Source organism: Psychrobacter sp. AOP3-A1-26, from assembly GCF_052378235.1.
GTDB lineage: Bacteria > Pseudomonadota > Gammaproteobacteria > Pseudomonadales > Moraxellaceae > Psychrobacter.
In genome coordinates this window covers 1-17333 of sequence record NZ_JBQSXN010000015.1, presented here as the reverse complement: position 1 = coordinate 17333, position 17333 = coordinate 1, and the positions used below count along the sequence as shown (strand labels likewise).

Sequence of the window (17333 nt, the reverse complement as noted above, 5' to 3'; positions counted from 1 at the left end):
TCAGCTATACAACAGCCACTTCTGCTAAAATTCGTTGCGCGATGGTTTGCGTGGCTTGCCCACCCGTCACATGCACAAAGCGCTGGCCAAGACGATGATCCGTGACCGCTGCAAATACCGCTTGGATATCTTCAGGCGTCACTTCCATGTGTCCAGACACATAAGCATGAGCCTGAGCAGCACGCTGAAGCGACAGTACGCCACGCGGTGATAGGCCATGATACTCGGCGCTCGCACGAGTTTTTGCGACCAGACGCTGTAGATAATCTAAGACCACATCAGCAACATAAACCTGCTTAACGCCTTGCTGGGCTAATAAAACAGCTTCTGTATCAAGTACGGCGTCCAAATCTTTTAATAACTCACGGCGATTCTGGCCTTTTAGAAGCTCGCGCTCTGCTGCCGGCGATGGATAGCCCAGCGACAAACATAATAAGAACCGATCGAGCTGCGATTCAGGAAGCGGATAGACACCGGCTTGCTGTAATGGGTTTTGAGTGGCTATCACAAAAAATGGCTGCGCTAAGGGATAGGTTTGCCCATCTTGCGTCACCTGACGCTCTTCCATTGCTTCAAGTAATGCACTTTGGGTCTTAGGGCTAGAGCGATTAATCTCATCAGCAAGCAATAGCTGGGTGAAGATAGGACCGGGACGAAACTCAAACTGCTGCTTATTTTGATCATAAATACTCATGCCCAAAATATCTGCCGGCAGCATATCATTGGTAAACTGCACCCGGCTAAAACGTAGACCTAACAGTTGAGCCAATCCTTGCGCCAAAGTGGTCTTACCCATGCCCGGTAAGTCTTGCAACAGTAAGTGCCCACCAGCTAAGATACCACTAAGCGACAGTTTAATTACCTGCGGCTTGTCTAATACGATTTGATTTAACTGTGTCATCAATTGAGCGATTTTTTGCTGATTATGGTAGTAGTCAGTAGCTGCATGGGTCATATAGTGTTATTTGCTCATTTTTTATGGGAATAATAATTAAAGACTACTTCGCCTCATCCTCTACTATCGGTGCGGGCGCACGCAGCGTTGATAGATAAGCAATCACGTCAGCACGCTCTTTAGCATCTGGCATCGGGTCTGATAACATTTTTGAGTCTGACATGGCTTTTTCAGCATCGGCGATATAAGGATCAAGCGTTTCAGCGTCCCATACCCAACCTGACGCTTGCAAGCCTTCACTATAGGTATAATCTTCTAGTTCAGCCGCTGGCGCACCATAAACATTCATCAGCTGCGGCCCTTTTTTATTGAGCCCAGGATTCAGCTGATGACATTGCCCGCAAGCGTCCTGAAAGATAAGAGCGCCATTATCAGCATCGCCCTCTGTATAAAGTGGTAGCGTGACAGGGTCTCTATAATCAGGTGGCGTACGATCACAAGCAGTGAGTAATAACACCGCGGCAAACATACCTAACAGTTGATACTTATTGGTAATAAACATGTTTTTTAATCTTTAATTAGAGGGGCATTGCTATGTATGAGTCCACGTCAAGCATAATACAATGCAAAATTGATGGACATACATAGCCGTGCATAGGTAGTGAGTCGTTTGTGGTTAAAAACTGCCTGTTACTGCAATGAGTTACTAATAATAAGTATCAATCAGGCACTTTCAAAGGCTTTCTTGATAGCTTTTAAGACTCACTAGATACTTTTATAGTACTACTAGGCGCTTCTAAATAATAACCCTGCAGATAGCGCGCACCCACACTCCATGCCACAGACATAGTCGCCGCGTCTTCAATATAAGGCATCAGTACATCGACATTGACTTCATTGGTGTGTAGGATCAGCGACTTGACCGTATCTAGGTTATCGGCTGAATCAACATCCTGTACATAGCTACGCGCTAAACGCGCCATATTTGGCTGTACATAACCAGCAATTTCAATAGATTTGGCAGAAGAACCGAAGTTATTGATACCAATCTGACAATTAATTTGACTAAGGGCCGAAAACTGAGACTTCGCTACCGTTAAATAATCTGAGATATCTTTTTCATTAAACTGTAATGTTAGCGCGCCCGCCGCGCCGCCTACCGCTTTGATTAGTTGGCTGGCGACATTTGGTAGGTTTTTATCAATGAGTGAGGCACTTGTCAGTTGCACCAACAATCTCGCTTCGGGATGTGTTTTACGTACATCGCTCACTTTTTTACAGGCATTGATAAGTACCCAGCGATCTATTTTTTCAAGCAATTTATGGGTCTTAGCAACCGCCATAAACTGATCAGGCGTCAATACAGTATTATCAGCATCGGCCAATGGCAAACGTAGATATACTTCAAAAAAGTCGCTACGATCATTGCTGATGTCGTATATCGGCTGGAATGTTAGCTCAAAACGGTTATTGGCAATCGCATCGACTAAAGACTCAGCCAGTGCATGGTCATCACTATTGGCATGTTCGCTTGGGTCATATAAATGATAACTATCGCCACGGTTAGAGGTCTCAACCATAATCTGGTTGATAGAGTCCATCGCCCGCTCAAGCACTATATTGAGTTCTGTTGTGTTTTTCTCAATTTTGACAATACCAATACTGACTGTGGTATTGGTCGTACGCTTATCTACCTCGATGAGCATATCGCTAATACGCGAACCAATATGTTTAGCAAGCTGCTCAAGCTCAGCGGTGGTTTTGTCCTCTACCAATATGGTAAAGGCCGTATCACTAAAACGACTGACGTGTCCATCTGATACCAGTTCATCTAGAGTATAGGCCACTTGTTTGACAGCTGCATCTATACCTGGCAGACCAAGACTGCTCCTGATTTTACCGACATTGTCGAGCTGTATATATAACAACCCCGCCGTGAGCGCCCCTTGCCGCGCTTGCTGTTGTATCGTCGCCATCTGCGCTTCAAAACCGTAGCGGTTATCGATACCAGTCAAGCTGTCTTTGCGCTCAGCCGCTGCCAAACGCTTGGCAACGTCAGCGCTGTTGCTACTGTTTTGTTGAATGATAACCTGAGTTACCGGATCACCATCTAAGGTCGCGGCAGCCAATTGCAGCTTTGCTTCAAAAGTACTGCCGTCTGTGCGTACGCTTTCAAACTCAAACTCTACTTCTTGTCGGCTACCCTTATCGAATCGACGCAAGAACTGCTTGAAGCCTTTGACGTTATCACCGCCTGCAATCAGATCAATAATAGGCACGCCTATGGCATCGTTCATCGACTCAAAACCAAATAATTGCAGATAAGGATCGTTGGCAAAAATATGAATGCCTTGGTCTATGTAGGCAACCGCACTTTTAGAGTTTTTGATCAGTACGTTAGCGCGCTGCTCGGCTTCAGAAAGTACGTACCGTAATGTTTTTAGCTCGCGGCGACTGCGCAAATTGTCATGTTGTAGACAAATAGACATCACCACTGCCATTTCTTGTTCTACCTTGAGCGACTTGACCATCGTACCACTAATAATATCAGGCAGTCCCTCGTCATTACTCGCCGCTGCCATCTCTTCATTTAGCAAACAGATCACGGGTAGATCAATATCTTGTTCTTGAATGATGCCCACGACATCGGTAAAACTCAGATCATAGGCACTACCAAAAACCAAAGCATCCCAAGATTGCCGTAGCAGCTTTAGTAGCTCCTCTTTGTCATCCAAAAATCCTAAGTGTACATTGACGTAATAAGAACCTAATAAGTACACAAGGCGTTCAGCATAGAGCTGATCGTCATCGATAACTAATAGGTTTAAGGTGGACTGAGTGCGCATAAAAAGCCTTTTTTAATCTTGCGATCTTATTGTTATGTCTCACTTTTGATAACTTATATCTTTTACACAAACCAACTTAGTACAAAAAATACGATAGTCGGTTCAAAATAAAAGCGATACGATTATCGCAAAGTAAATAGTAACGATGTCAGTCATTATAGACAATAATTTAAACGGCTGCAGATTAACTTACAACCAGCATTTATCGGTGTGACTATTTGGATGGAAATACTAGGCGGTGTCCTTGTTTTGAAAATGGTGATAAAAATAAAGACACGCTCTGAGCTACAGTTGGACGACCTCATACTGACTGAATTCATCGGTAACCAGCAACCTACGTTTGAGGCGTAGAAGGGTTTGTTTGTTATTGATGCGCATAACGACCCTATCATTAGACTGGAAATAAGAAGACGGCACAATGAGAGTGCCCAAGGTTTGCAGTTGCTCATCCCTACCAAGGACAAACGCAGGTACAAAATGTCGACTGCGCGTTTCTCCGCCTTCTAAACGCAGCCCACAAGCTACCAGCTGATGCCCGAGCACTTGCCACTCAACCTCTGGGCTTTCGTCATCAAGGTCAAGCCAACGTACTACCCCTATTGACCAATCAGCCGGCATGGCATCATCAGAACGGCAAACCAAAAAAAGACTCATAATGTGTAATGGCGGTGGTGCCGTCGTGACAACCTCATTGTTCTTACCTACCGCGTTGAGATTATCTACCATTGGTGACAAGCGCAGCGTACGGAATAGCGAGAGCTCATCATGACTATCAAAAGTCTCAATGGCTTCAATAGTTAACGCACTATTACTATCTTGCTTTTTACGAACAGTATCATAGCGAGGTCGCTGTTCATCTGGTAGATTCTTTACAATCATCAAACTTGTAAAGCTACTCGAATGACTGGCACGATAATGAATGTTGTTAAACCCAGTAATCAAAACTGCCGATTTTTTAGCACTGTGTTTAGTTGTCAAAGTCAGTTGCGGCTGTAAGTATCGATAAGTGATGGTCATCGCTATTTTATTAAGCAACCAATACTCTACTCCTTCGCCGCTACCCTCAGCTAATGCTTGCTTGCGCCATTTAAAATACTCCACCATTGGCGCAAGCTCTATAAACAAACAAACATAGTGATCTTCGTATGGGTTAATTCCAGACTTTGCCGTTAAATAACTAGGCGGATGGTCACTACATAAATCAACGAACACTCGTGTTTCTGTTTTTGGTTCTATCGTCGCAACCATCTGCTTCGCCCATTCAGGCAATAGGCGTTGCACGAGCAAAATATTAGGACGACGCATGGCACGCAGGTTTAACAAACTGTGCAAGCATATTTGACAATACAACTGATGTATATCGTTAGCGCGTTTTGTGGTGATATATACGCTCAAATCTATATTTGCGGCATGATGTTGATGAGCAAGATGATACAGTTGGTTAATTTTGGACCATAAGTATGACGATGGTTTGCGATAGCACAACGCATCTTCACCCAATAGCTTTTGATACATCAATAGCATCTGGTAAATAGCAGTCGCCAGCATAATTGACGAAGATTTTTCGGCACTAAAATAGCGCTTCCAGCCACTTTTTGTCAGATGTTTCTGCTGACCGTCTAGGTTTAAAAATGAACGATTGCGGCGTAGAACACCGTCATAAACCATAATGAATTGATAGTATAGGGATTCTATTTGAGCCACATAGTCCAACTGCGCCTCACTCAACGCGCCTGTCTCATAAATATAATACTGCCGTAGAGTGGCAATAAATTGATTGGCTGTATCGATCACAGCAGACGTTAACTTAAGACGTTGTTGGTCATCCATATCAGTACTGCGCAACATCGTAAGTGCTTTTTCCAAATATTCAGCTTGCTGTTCTTCGGCTTGCGCGGGCAAGGCTGCCAACAGTTTTAGTAAATAATATTCCTGATCGTTAACCGACTGACTAGTTGAGGACAACATTGGCGCTGTCACAGACAAATGATTTTGAAACATCGATAAAGTTATCATCAGTATTCCTAGTACCTGTTATTAACTTTGAATATTTATTAACTTTGAATATTTTTTTTAAACAAAAACTTCTTAGACTCGCCGTAGTCTCACTACAGTCTCGCCGTATCGTTTTTACATTCAACTGACTATAGTCGCTTGCGTTCAGACTGAGGATACGCCCTAGTTATAACATAAATATTTGCAACCCATAGAGAATACTCATTTTAATGCGATTGCCTATTAACCTACTTACCACTCAATAGTCATTATTTGTTCACTAATTTCCAAATACTTTATAATGCCTATATTAATCAGCATTGTAAATGTTAATCGGTACCTTAAACGGTCTATTCGGCAGCTCTCGCACCAGCTTAGGCACTAAATATCCTGGTAGCGCCGCCAATAATGACCAATAAAGCTCGATGGCTGACCGCTCATCGCTATCGAAATGAGCAGCACCCGCCACTTTATCTAATACATGTAAGTAATAAGGCAAGACACCAGCAGCAAACAAGCACTGGCTTAATTGCGCTTGAGTCTCAACGCTGTCATTAATACCTTTTAGCAATACCGCTTGGTTTAACAAAGTAATACCAGCCGCGCGAGCACGCTGTAAATGTTCTGAGGTAACGCTATCGATTTCATTGCCATGGTTACAGTGGACTACCATCACGATATGACAGCGGCTTTGGGATAGTCTCTCCAATAACGCATCATCTAAACGCGCTGGAATGACCAATGGCAGGCGTGTGTGCAACCGAATAGTCGTTATTTGCGGGAGTGACTCTAGCGTATCCAGCCATGCAAATAAACGTCTATTAGTCACATTTAATGGATCACCACCGCTCAAAATAACTTCATTAATCTCGGGATGTGCAGTGACATAATTGACGATATTTTCTTTTGCATCCGCCGTTGGCATATTGGCACTATAATCAAAATGCTGACGAAAACAATAACGACAATGAATGGCACAGGCACCAGTAATGGTTAACAATACTCTTGATTGATATTTATGCAGTAGCCCTTTGACTGGGTTTTGTGTGTTTTCACTTAACGGATCTGCCACATAGCCTGTTACGTTGATTTGCTCACGCTGGTCGGGTAAAACTTGTTTTAATAAGGGGTCATTGCTATTACCGACAGTCATTTTTGCCACAAACCCACGTGGCACACGTAGCTCAAAATGCTTAGGCACATAGACGTCTGCACGCAGTGATTCGAGCTTTAAAAGGCTTAATAGCTCATCAACCGAGGTAATGGCTTCGGATAATTGCGTTTGCCAGTTTTTTTGTGTGATTAAATGGTTTATCATGACAGCCTACTACCTATACCCAAAAGCCGACATTATACGCTCTTAGGGTGTATCCTATCAAAATATACCAATTACCTCTTACAACCCTAAGCGTAACGGTAGTTTTTACACAGTAAACCCTCTATTTAAATTTAACGACCGATCATAATATTAACAACCCCTAGGAGTCTCTCGTGGCAAGTTTTTCTACCAATGAATTTAAAGCTGGTCTCAAAGTCATGCTAGATGGCAACCCTTGTGCCATTCTTGAAAATGAATTCGTTAAGCCTGGTAAAGGTCAAGCTTTTAACCGTGTTAAGTTGCGTAATCTTCGTAGTGGTAAAGTATTGGAGCAAACGTTTAAGTCTGGAGAGAGCTTGGAGGCAGCAGACGTTTTAGATACTGAAATGAACTATCTTTATAATGACGGTGAGTTTTGGCACTTTATGCACCCTGAGACTTTTGAGCAGCTGCAAGCAGATAAAACAGCCGTTAGCGATGCAATAAAATGGTTAAAAGACAACAGCAATGATCTTTGCACCATCACTTTGTTCAATGGTGTGCCATTGTCAGTGATGCCACCTAACTTTGTTGAATTACAAATCACCGAAACGGATCCTGGTCTGCGTGGTGATACTTCTGGCGGTGGCGGTAAACCTGCGACACTAGAGACAGGTGCTGTGGTACGTGTGCCCCTATTTGTCCAGCAAGGTGAAACCGTTCGTGTCGATACCCGCACTGGTGACTATCAAACTCGCGTTAGCTCATAGCACTTAGCAACAGCAGTACTTAAAAATAACAGTACTTAGAAATAACAGTACTTAGAAACAAGAGATAGCGGTTATCTCTTAACCAATAAAAAAGCTGAACCACCCTATGAGTGATTCAGCTTTTTTGTATCGATGACAATAATCGTCACGGGCTAGGACACGCCCTAATACCATTCCCAAAATCTTGAGTAGCTAGAAATACGAATGCAAGTACTGCCTTTAGTAGACTAAGCGAGTTTGACAGCACTACTCTTCTACCAATATCTGCTTATGCATTAGCCAATATTGCACAAGCGCATTCAGCTGTTCTTGGGTAAAAGGCTTGGTGCAGTAATCTTGCATTCCGACCTTTAAATATTTTTCGCGCTCACCATCCATGGCATTGGCAGTCAAAGCGATAATAGGCGGCAGCTCTTTAGGATCATAGATTTCATGCAGCTTAATGGTTGCCTGTACGCCATCCAAAATTGGCATATGATGATCCATCAAAATAACATCATAACGCTCAGGAGACAGGGAAAAAGTCTCGATAGCCTGTTGCCCATCAGTGACATGGGTTACCGTATGACCACTATTAGTGAGGGCTTTTTTGGCGATAATAGCATTGACGGCATCATCTTCGACCAACAGTATATGGCCCGCAAGCTCATGAGTGGGATCAATCATGGTAAAGTCGTTTGAATCCTGCCATGTCTCATACTTGTTTTCATCAATGGCAGGTAATGGCAGTAGAACGCTAAACGTAGTGCCAACACCCACTTCGCTATCTACGTTAATATACCCACCCATCAAATCGACCAAAGACTTACAAACAGAGAGTCCGAGCCCAGTACCACCATAGAGGCGATGTGTGAACTTATCCGCTTGGTCATAAGCCTCAAATATCGCTTCCAAAGATTCGGGTTTGATACCCACACCACTATCAGTTACTTCAATACATAGGGTCATGTCTTCATAATAAACCGTATTACTATCAATCGGGTTATCTGCTGCCGCCTGACCGTTTTTAGTGTTGTTCCTTTTTTTAGTGCGGCGCTCATCAACCTCATCACAATGACAATTGGGCACATGCTTAACATCGATGCTGACTCGCCCGCCTTCACGAGTGAACTTAATCGCGTTATTAACCAAATTTGCGATGATTTGTTTAAGGCGCACCGGGTCACCTTCGATATATGGCGATAGTGACTCCGTATAATGATAGTCTAAAATCAATCCTCGCTGACGGGCCTTGGCGGTAAACAGGCTAACCACTTCATTACACAATGCAGATAGATTGACAGGAATAAAGTCAATGCTCATCTTGCCAGACTCTACTTTTGATAAGTCTAAAATACCATTGATAATGGCCATCAAATGCTCGTTGGAGACTTTAATATTGTCTATATATTCTTGTTGTTCGCTGCTGAGTTTTGTTTCGCCCAGCATATCCACCATACCAATAATACCATTCATTGGTGTGCGGATTTCGTGACTCATGTTGGCCAAAAAATCTGACTTCATTTCATTGGCAAGTTTGGCATCACGCTGTTTATCCTGTAGCTGCAAGGCATCTGCTGCCATCGTGGCAAACTGAGCCAATATCTTTGCTTGTTGTTCATCAAAATCATACTTAGGCTTCATATCCATCACGCACAAAGAGCCCAAACGGAAGCTTTTATTGCCCTCATGAATGATAATCGGCGCGCCAGCATAAAACCGTAAATAAGGAGACTCTGTAACCAATGGGTTTTGACTAAAACGACTGTCTTTTGATAAATCTTCTACCACAAAAACGTCGTTAGATAACACCGTGTAGTTACAAATAGCGACTTCACGTGTGGTACGGCATACATCGCCAAGACCATGAATAGATTTTAGATACTGTGTTTCTTCATCCATAAAGGTAATGGTGACTATCGGCATATCAAAAGACAGCTTTGCTAGATCAACAAGACGCTTAAATGCAGGCTCATCATTGTCATTGAGCACCTGATATTTTTTAAGTTTAGTGATACGCTCTGCTTCATCTACCGCTACTGGGTAACTGCTTTGAGGTGGGTTAGATATAGACAAGATGGACTCCATTAAGTAATATCAAACGTTCGACTTGGCGTGAGGCTGCTTTATCAATAATTGTAATGCTTCACTCACCATCATCATTGCGACCACTGATGTAATGACCACTGCTGAGCCATAACCACCACATTGTAGACCACCTGCCTGACAGCTCTTATCCACACGCGGCGGCTCTATCGAATAGACACATTTAATCCCGAACTTTTCTTTTAATGCCCTATTAATGCCTTTTTCATGACGTAGTTTATTACGTAATTTGGCGAGTAGCGGATCTTGATAACTGTCTTTTAAGTCACTCACTCTAATCTGACTGGGATCTATCTTACCACCTGCACCGCCAGCACAGACCAGTTTTAGTTTGTTAAAACGGCAATGGAGCACAATAGCCAACTTAGCATCCATATCGTCCACACAGTCTAGCACAACGATAGGCTGGCCTTGTGCAATAGCCGCCTTTGCTTGGTCACGACTCGGCAGCAAGGCAGTGACGTTTTCTGTGGTCAAAAAATCATCAACCAAGTTTAGCGTTACTTTGGGATTGATTTCACGAATACGCGCCGCCATCGCGGCAATTTTACTCTGCCCAAAATTACTGTCTAAGGCTGGCAACTGGCGATTCACATTAGACGCCACCAACACATCCAAGTCAATCAACGTAATCGTACCCACTGCCGTTCGAGCCAGTGCTTCTGCTGCCCACGAACCAACACCGCCTACTCCAATAACATAGACATGAGCCGCGGCAAAAGTATCAACTGTAGCGGTTCCATAAAGCGTCCGCGTGCCTTGGAAACGGCGTTCATATTGCTCATCGGCTTCTTTAGTAACGCCTTTTGCTGTTGCTCCCCCTATGGCAGAGTGCTCAGTAGTAGACGGCTCAACGAATGCTTGCTCAAATGGTTGTGTTTCACTCATAAATGTTTAAATACTCTATTATTACTATTCTATTATTGCTGGTATAGCCTACTAATTTTATATGGGATAGCGCCATTCTGTCTGTAAAGCACTGCAACTATTGTGCCATAACTGCTCAGCAAGCTTGGCAATTGACACATCTAATAACTCACTTAAGCTTGATAACACCCATGGCAGATTGGCAGGCACATTTCTGTTATGTGATGGCGCATCGCCCCATTCATTATTTGGACTCTGCCCCAGTGCTGATGAGGCTGATCGAGCTGATTGGCTGCCGTTTGACGTTTGACACATGATAGGCGTCATATCTGGGCAGTCGGTTTCTATCACCAAACACTCAATACCGTAAACGTCGACGGCAGCTTGGATAGCGTGGCGCAATTTCTTAGCATTTGGGTTGGTCACTTGGCCGGTCACGCCAAGCTTAAAACCTAACTTTACAAACGCCTTGGCCTCTTGGACGCCGCCACTAAAGCTATGGGCGATACCACCTAACTGATGCGCATCATAATCATGCGCTTTTAGTATTGCTAATGCTTCTGCGTGCGCTTTACGGATATGCAGCATCACTGGTAGTTGATGAGTTACCGCCATATCCAGTTGCGCCTTAAAAAACTGCTGTTGCTTGGCAAATATAGCGGGTACTTTCATAGCATCGGTAAAGGTATCCAAGCCAATCTCACCAATGGCTAATGGGCGCCGCTCAGCGATAATTTTTGCCATCTGTTTTAGGTGGTCTTGGTTATGCTGTTCAATATAAAACGGATGCAGCCCTAACGCCACATGACTTATTATACGTAATTTATCACTGCTTTTATCACTACCTTCATCATCGTCATCAGCTTTCATGGTAGAGGATTGTGATGTAGAAAGATGCGACAGCTTATTTAATGATTGCTGGTTTAATACCTGTTCAATGTCATATAGCCGCTCAAAATGCCGATACAGATACCCTACTAACACCAAATGACGTACACCTCGCTCATAGGCTTGCTGCGCTTGTAGCTGTCTATCGTTATCAAAAACGGGGGCATCAAAATGAGTATGAGTATCAATGAGGGGGTAAATACTGGGTGATGTCTGTTTGGCCATGGCAGATGAATCAACAAAGGTCATAAACAGACTCCAAAATTAATATTTTTATCAAAACACTCTATTAATATTTTTATCAAAATACTCTGTCAGCACTAAAGCTTGCTGAATATTCAAATGTGACACTGGTGGCGGCTATTTTTTTATGCTATCACGGGCAGGTAACTTGTTATCCGCTTTTCGGCTACTACGCCGAGGGATAATCAGCAAAGCGATAGCAATAGCGCCCAAGGCAAGGCGTTTCTTTGTGTTTTTTTGCTCGGTCATTATATTGACTCCTAACCTCTACATCATCATACGCAGTATTCATGTTCATTATCTAACTATTACTTATTATACTTGGATAGTCAGAGGGCTATGTTTATCTGTGTTATGAATAAGCAAGCTAATGTACGGTACAATTTGATTTATTGTACCGTACTTATAAAGACTTGGAGGTAGGAGGTTATTGCTTAGTTGACGTCGCGCCAAGACGGTTATTTATCGAAACATTAACATTTTAGCGTTTTAGCGGATAGGTTGTTATGCCATCGTTAGGACTATCTACTTTGGTAAATCCCTGGGGCGCAGCATTTGGCGTTTGATCGCGTTTAGGCACTAATGGATTGAGTGGCATCAGCTTATAATCTGCACTGACGTCGCCATTCCAACCTTCAGTCCCGCTCAGTGGCAGTTGCTTAATGGTACCGTTTTTATCAATAACCAACTGTAAGACGCGCATCTGATTAAACTTACGCTCAGTAACGCTAGCAACCGCCCCGCCATCACGGAGAATGGTTGGCTGTAAGAATATGATTAAGTTACTCTTTTGAGTGCTGTCATTGTCAGAGCGGAACAGCCGTCCGATGACGGGTACACTACCTAATCCCGGGACTTTTTGTTGCCGTGTGGTTGTGTTGTCACGCATCAAGCCACCTAGAGCAATGGTTTGCTGATCGTCGGCTAAAATCGTCGTATTGATAAGGCTTTTATTGGTCACTAAGCCACTCGCATTTCCAGCGCTGCCTGGCACAACTGAGGAAACCTCTTGCGAGACCTCCAAACGCACTGTGCCATTATCGCCAATATGCGGGATAACATTGAGATTAATACCAATATCTTGGCGGTCAATGGTTTGGAATGGATTGGTAGAAGAGTCACTGCCTGTGGTATAAGAACCTGTGACAAAAGGCACGTTTTGACCGACTAAAATACTGGCTTTTTCATTGTCTAGGGTCAAAATTGACGGCATAGACAACAGATTGGCACTGGTTGAGGAGTCAAGCGCTTGCAAGATTGCGCCATAAAACTCTGTATTGCCCTCGCTATCTTTGCGGCTATCACCAATACCAACCAGAGCACCTGCAATAGAACCTGCGGCGGCGCTAATATTTGCACCACCTGACAAAGCCGCTGCGGCAAGTGAAACAGCACTCGCACCAACGTTATTAAAGTTCACCACACCGTAACCACTATTGGCATTGCCCAATGCCCACTGCACGCCAAGCTGGGTCGCATCATCACCTGAGACTTCAACGATTGCCGCTTGAATTAAGACTTGCGCGCGGCGACTGTCTAATTGGTTGACGGCATCTTCAATCTCAAACATCAATTCAGGCGCCGCATTGACGATGACCGCGTTTTGGGTTTCGTCAGCGATAATACTAAAGGGTCGACCGCCTATACCTGTGTTTGCACCAGATGAGCCTGAGCCTGATATAGCTGAGGTTGCAGAGCCCGCGTTGATGCCATTAGTTTCAGTCGTCGAGGCAGAACCTCCATTACCCGCATCGTCCAATGATGCTGACTCTAAGGAGGAAGTTGCACCAGAACTATTAATCGATTGATTGGCGAGCAACCCACGTAGCATCTCTGCAATATGATTGGCGCTGGCGTATTTTAAACGAAAAACGCGCAAACCACTCAAACGCCTTGTCGGTGTCGTATCCAACTGATTGACCATTTCTTGAACTTTGGCAATCATCTCAGGGCTGCCTTTGACTAGCAACCTGTCACTGGACGTGTCGGCGATAACTTTCAGCTGATTGTTGCCGCCTTGTGCTTGACCGCTACCAGCGCTCGCAACCAGTGCACTAATCAGCTCCATCATGCGCTCGGCATCGACATGACGTAGCGTTATCACGCGCAGGCTATCATTCACATTACTATCCAAATCACGGATGAGCGCCGTCAGTTGATTGAGGCTATCCGCACGATCAGATAATACTAGCGCATTGACTCCCGGTACAGCCGCCGCGTGCGCCGACTGCGGCATTAGCGGACGAATGACACCCAAGACTTCTGCAGCTTGAGTGTTGGTCAAATAAATAACGCGAGTTGCCAGCGATTCACCGACACTGTCACCACGCAAATCGACTGCCACACCAGACTGTTTGGCGACGTTATCTGGTACCAGCTTAACGGTGGTTCCTGAGTCGATGGCGGCAATACCATTGACCTGCATCACACTCAAAAACAGCTGGTAAATCTCATCACGGGACAAGGCTTTATTAGAGATGACCGTCACATTACCGTTGATACGAGGATCAAGGACAAAGTTCTGGTCAGTGATGGTGGCCACCTCATTGATGAAGGCTTTGATATCGGCATCTTGTAAGTTAACCTTCCAGCTTTCAGCACTCGCCAGACCCGTACTCGCCGCCCATAGTGGCACCGCTAGGCAAAACGGACGACACAGTCGCATCAGACGCTGCAAGATATGGTGCAAAGGTGTGACTGAAAAATTATAAAAACTTACCATATTGATGTTTACCTACAGTGATGTCACTTAGTATGTGCTGCGTTTAATGGGTGCTAGGATTTTTGGCTATCATATCGCTAAGGATAGCAGCTAACAAACATTTATTTTTAAAGTATATCAACTATATTTCATCTAAAACTGCTGACGTATAGTAATGACTTGATCGCCACGTTGTACTTCTATTTGCGCCTCACCTGTTTGCTGTACCTGTTGTAGCAGCCCAGCATCTTGTGCAGGATTGTTGCCGACGCTTTGGCCATTGACAGTCAGCACTTTATCGCCCGGCTCAAGCCCTAGACGATTACGCAATTTGGCAGGCATCGCTGCTGTTACTTGATAGCTTTCACCTGATGCCATCACACCCATTCTGCTTAGATAGCTGGCAGGGTTGTCTTGCAATGCCGTGACCGCTTCTTCGATAGCAGATTGTGGACTGCTTTCGTCACTGTCGCTGCTAGCCGCTGCTGGTTCCATATCAGGATTTTGCGCTGATTGAGGAACAACAGGTAACGTGTCACTGTTTGGCAAACGCTGATTGCTAACCGCGCCTGCCATCATAGCGCTTTGGTCTAATGGCATCGCTTCTGGCATGCTAATAACCGTTTGCTTATCGTTGGCGTCAGCGATAATGATTTCATTCCAATCGACGGCGATCAGAGTATAATCACTGTCCTTTAACGGGTCGCCGATACGATAGTTTTTTACCTCACCATCGACATCCAATAGTGCTGAAGACATGCTCTCTGGTATTGCCAACAACACTCCTTTTAAACTGATATTGGGTGGTGGCTGCACGACCGCAGCGATAGGGTCAGGATCGGCAAAAATAGCGAATAAACTACTATAATCTTTGCCCGATGTAGACGTGTTTTTCAAAGGCGCTAATGGCAATGCGGGCGCTAACGGCGCAGCCAATAACAGCCACAATAGCCGTGCTGCTGTCCAGCATAACCAGCCAATGGCTAATAATAATAACCAACCCGAAAAGCGATTGAGAGTATTGAACACTGGTTTTAAATTTGTGGAGACATTCATCATTTAGCGTGCTCCCAGCCCATTTAGCAACGGCTGACGCACACTGACAACCGGTGTGTCTTGCGGGGCTTGGCCTTTATAGTCAGGCATGTTTTCTAGTAAACGCTGGGTCAAACTGACGTCCAACATATTGTCACTATCGATATATAGGTCGCCTAAGCGCTTGTCTTGATTGTTTAACAAATTGATATGAAGCAGGTTTTTATTATTTTTTTGTTCGGCACTTAATTCAGCATGCAATGCGGGCATGGTCAGATAAAAAACCTTGCCGCCGCTAGGATAGCCTATTTCACCACCCACCCATGTCAATTGACCATCTGCTTGACTAAAACCAGTTAGCTTACTAGATGACCTTGATGGGTCAGTGTCCGCTGACATATTTGAGCCAGACTGACGTTTGAGCGAGACGTTATTGACCTGAATTGGCGTATTGGGCAATTGCCAATCGACGATATTAGCTAAGGTTTCAGGTGCAATTTTACCGCTCATGTTTTTCACTTGCCACGAGTTTAGACCTATTTTAACTTGTCCGTTTAGGCGAGTTTGCTCTGAGTTGATATCGACATCAGCACTTAGCTTACCCAATAACAAATGCCATGGCTGCCACGACCATTCAGCCGTACCTGTAAGCGATGTCGCTGACACAGGCATCTGCCAAATCGCTGAGCCTTGCCATAAATTGCCAGACACATGCTGCACGTAAGGTGTATCAGGGGCATACTTCTCCAGTAACCACGACGCTGGCATTTGTAATACCGCAAATAATGAAAATAATATAAGCCCAACCAGCCACCACAGCTTACGGGGACGCTTATGAGACGACGCGGATACTTGGGGCACGGTTGTATAACTCTTATAGAAGACAAAAACGTCATTATCATAACAAACAATAGCATACAGATGACAGAAAAAAAGCCAGTATCTTTTTACCAAAATACTGGTAATCAAGATACTGGCTTCTGTCTAACGATAAAAGCTAATATTTATAAATAGACCGTTATAAATAAGCCTTATAACCTAAGTATCGTCCGTTCGAAATAAAAGCGATAAGGTTGTAATAATGTACTATTGCCAAACTATATAGCAAAATCTTCCAGACTACGGCCTGCTGCTAACGCTTCGACCAACCACGTTGGCTTACGGCCTCGACCCGTCCACGTTTCTTCGTCATTATCGGTATTACGATATTTAATGTTGCGTTTTTTCTCTAGTTTCTCGCCCGCCTGTAAAACCTCTTCGATGGTCGCATTGCTGTCTTCTGCAATTTTTTCAAACTGCATATAAGCATCATACAGACGCTGATGTTGTTTCTTTTCAATAAGCTGCTGGGCGTTTTCAGTGATGGCACGTAGCTCATCGACATTTAAACTATCTAAATCAATGACGTTATTTTTATTCATAATAATTTCCACTTTAATGTAAGAGTTATAAAAATAAATAGAAGTTCTATTAACAGCTAAAGTTTTTTGATTCTTAAATGAACAGTCTTGTAAAGATTAGCAATCAACTTTTTTTGATATCCACACTTCTATCGACGCTTAAAAATGTAAGTGTCGATAATATAAACAAAAACATTCCTTATAACAACGGTTGATTGGTATTTTTATTATAAATAATAAATGATCATAAACTTAAGTAAAGCAATGATGATTTTTCAATGTATAAAAAAAGAGCCTATTTACATAGGCTC

The 17333-nt window shown here is 43.8% G+C and carries 14 protein-coding genes; 1 reads left to right on the top strand and 13 read right to left on the bottom strand.

Translation table 11 applies throughout. The features are described from left to right. Positions 1-4 precede the first annotated feature (4 nt). From ACT3TU_RS04390 to epmB, 5 genes are all read right to left on the bottom strand, one after another. On the bottom strand, positions 5-955 hold the full coding sequence (locus tag ACT3TU_RS04390) for an AAA family ATPase (RefSeq protein ID WP_192524195.1): 951 nt from the start codon (positions 953-955) through the stop codon (positions 5-7). A gap of 43 nt (positions 956-998) precedes the next feature. Beyond that, on the bottom strand, positions 999-1457 hold the full coding sequence (locus tag ACT3TU_RS04385) for a c-type cytochrome (RefSeq protein WP_192524194.1): 459 nt from the start codon (positions 1455-1457) through the stop codon (positions 999-1001). Between the two features lie 193 nt (positions 1458-1650). Further along, positions 1651-3741, bottom strand: a complete 2091-nt coding sequence (locus tag ACT3TU_RS04380) for an EAL domain-containing protein (protein WP_192524193.1) — start codon at positions 3739-3741, stop codon at positions 1651-1653. A gap of 285 nt (positions 3742-4026) precedes the next feature. Next, positions 4027-5757, bottom strand: coding sequence for a hypothetical protein (locus ACT3TU_RS04375; protein WP_192524192.1), 1731 nt, complete (start codon positions 5755-5757; stop codon positions 4027-4029). Positions 5758-6046: 289 nt separating this feature from the next. Next, positions 6047-7054, bottom strand: coding sequence for an EF-P beta-lysylation protein EpmB (epmB, locus tag ACT3TU_RS04370; RefSeq protein ID WP_192524191.1), 1008 nt, complete (start codon positions 7052-7054; stop codon positions 6047-6049). A gap of 173 nt (positions 7055-7227) precedes the next feature. Here epmB and efp point away from each other — a divergent pair, with 173 nt between their 5' ends. Further along, positions 7228-7803: an elongation factor P gene (efp, locus tag ACT3TU_RS04365; protein ID WP_192524190.1), complete on the top strand. Its 576-nt coding sequence runs from the start codon at positions 7228-7230 to the stop codon at positions 7801-7803. A gap of 246 nt (positions 7804-8049) precedes the next feature. On the opposite strand, the gene ACT3TU_RS04360 is transcribed toward efp, so the two are convergent. The 8 genes from ACT3TU_RS04360 to ACT3TU_RS04325 form a co-directional block, all read right to left on the bottom strand. After that, the gene (locus ACT3TU_RS04360) at positions 8050-9858 is read right to left on the bottom strand and encodes an ATP-binding protein (protein WP_444784070.1); all 1809 of its coding nucleotides are present in this window, start codon (positions 9856-9858) and stop codon (positions 8050-8052) included. Positions 9859-9879: 21 nt separating this feature from the next. Beyond that, positions 9880-10776, bottom strand: coding sequence for a tRNA threonylcarbamoyladenosine dehydratase (locus ACT3TU_RS04355; RefSeq protein ID WP_192524188.1), 897 nt, complete (start codon positions 10774-10776; stop codon positions 9880-9882). Between the two features lie 57 nt (positions 10777-10833). Further along, entirely contained in the window at positions 10834-11892 is a 1059-nt protein-coding gene (locus ACT3TU_RS04350; protein WP_192524187.1) for a TatD family hydrolase, read from the bottom strand. A gap of 111 nt (positions 11893-12003) precedes the next feature. Next, positions 12004-12135 (bottom strand): hypothetical protein, encoded by a 132-nt coding sequence (locus ACT3TU_RS04345; protein ID WP_263972269.1) that lies wholly within the window; start codon positions 12133-12135, stop codon positions 12004-12006. 232 nt (positions 12136-12367) lie between these two features. Continuing rightward, on the bottom strand, positions 12368-14608 hold the full coding sequence (gene gspD, locus ACT3TU_RS04340) for a type II secretion system secretin GspD (RefSeq protein ID WP_192524186.1): 2241 nt from the start codon (positions 14606-14608) through the stop codon (positions 12368-12370). 132 nt (positions 14609-14740) lie between these two features. Then, positions 14741-15646: a type II secretion system protein N gene (locus ACT3TU_RS04335; protein ID WP_192524185.1), complete on the bottom strand. Its 906-nt coding sequence runs from the start codon at positions 15644-15646 to the stop codon at positions 14741-14743. Then, on the bottom strand, positions 15647-16483 hold the full coding sequence (gene gspN, locus ACT3TU_RS04330; protein ID WP_192524184.1) for a type II secretion system protein N: 837 nt from the start codon (positions 16481-16483) through the stop codon (positions 15647-15649). 236 nt (positions 16484-16719) lie between these two features. Continuing rightward, entirely contained in the window at positions 16720-17043 is a 324-nt protein-coding gene (locus ACT3TU_RS04325; RefSeq protein ID WP_192524183.1) for an H-NS histone family protein, read from the bottom strand. Between the last annotated feature and the right edge of the window lie 290 nt (positions 17044-17333).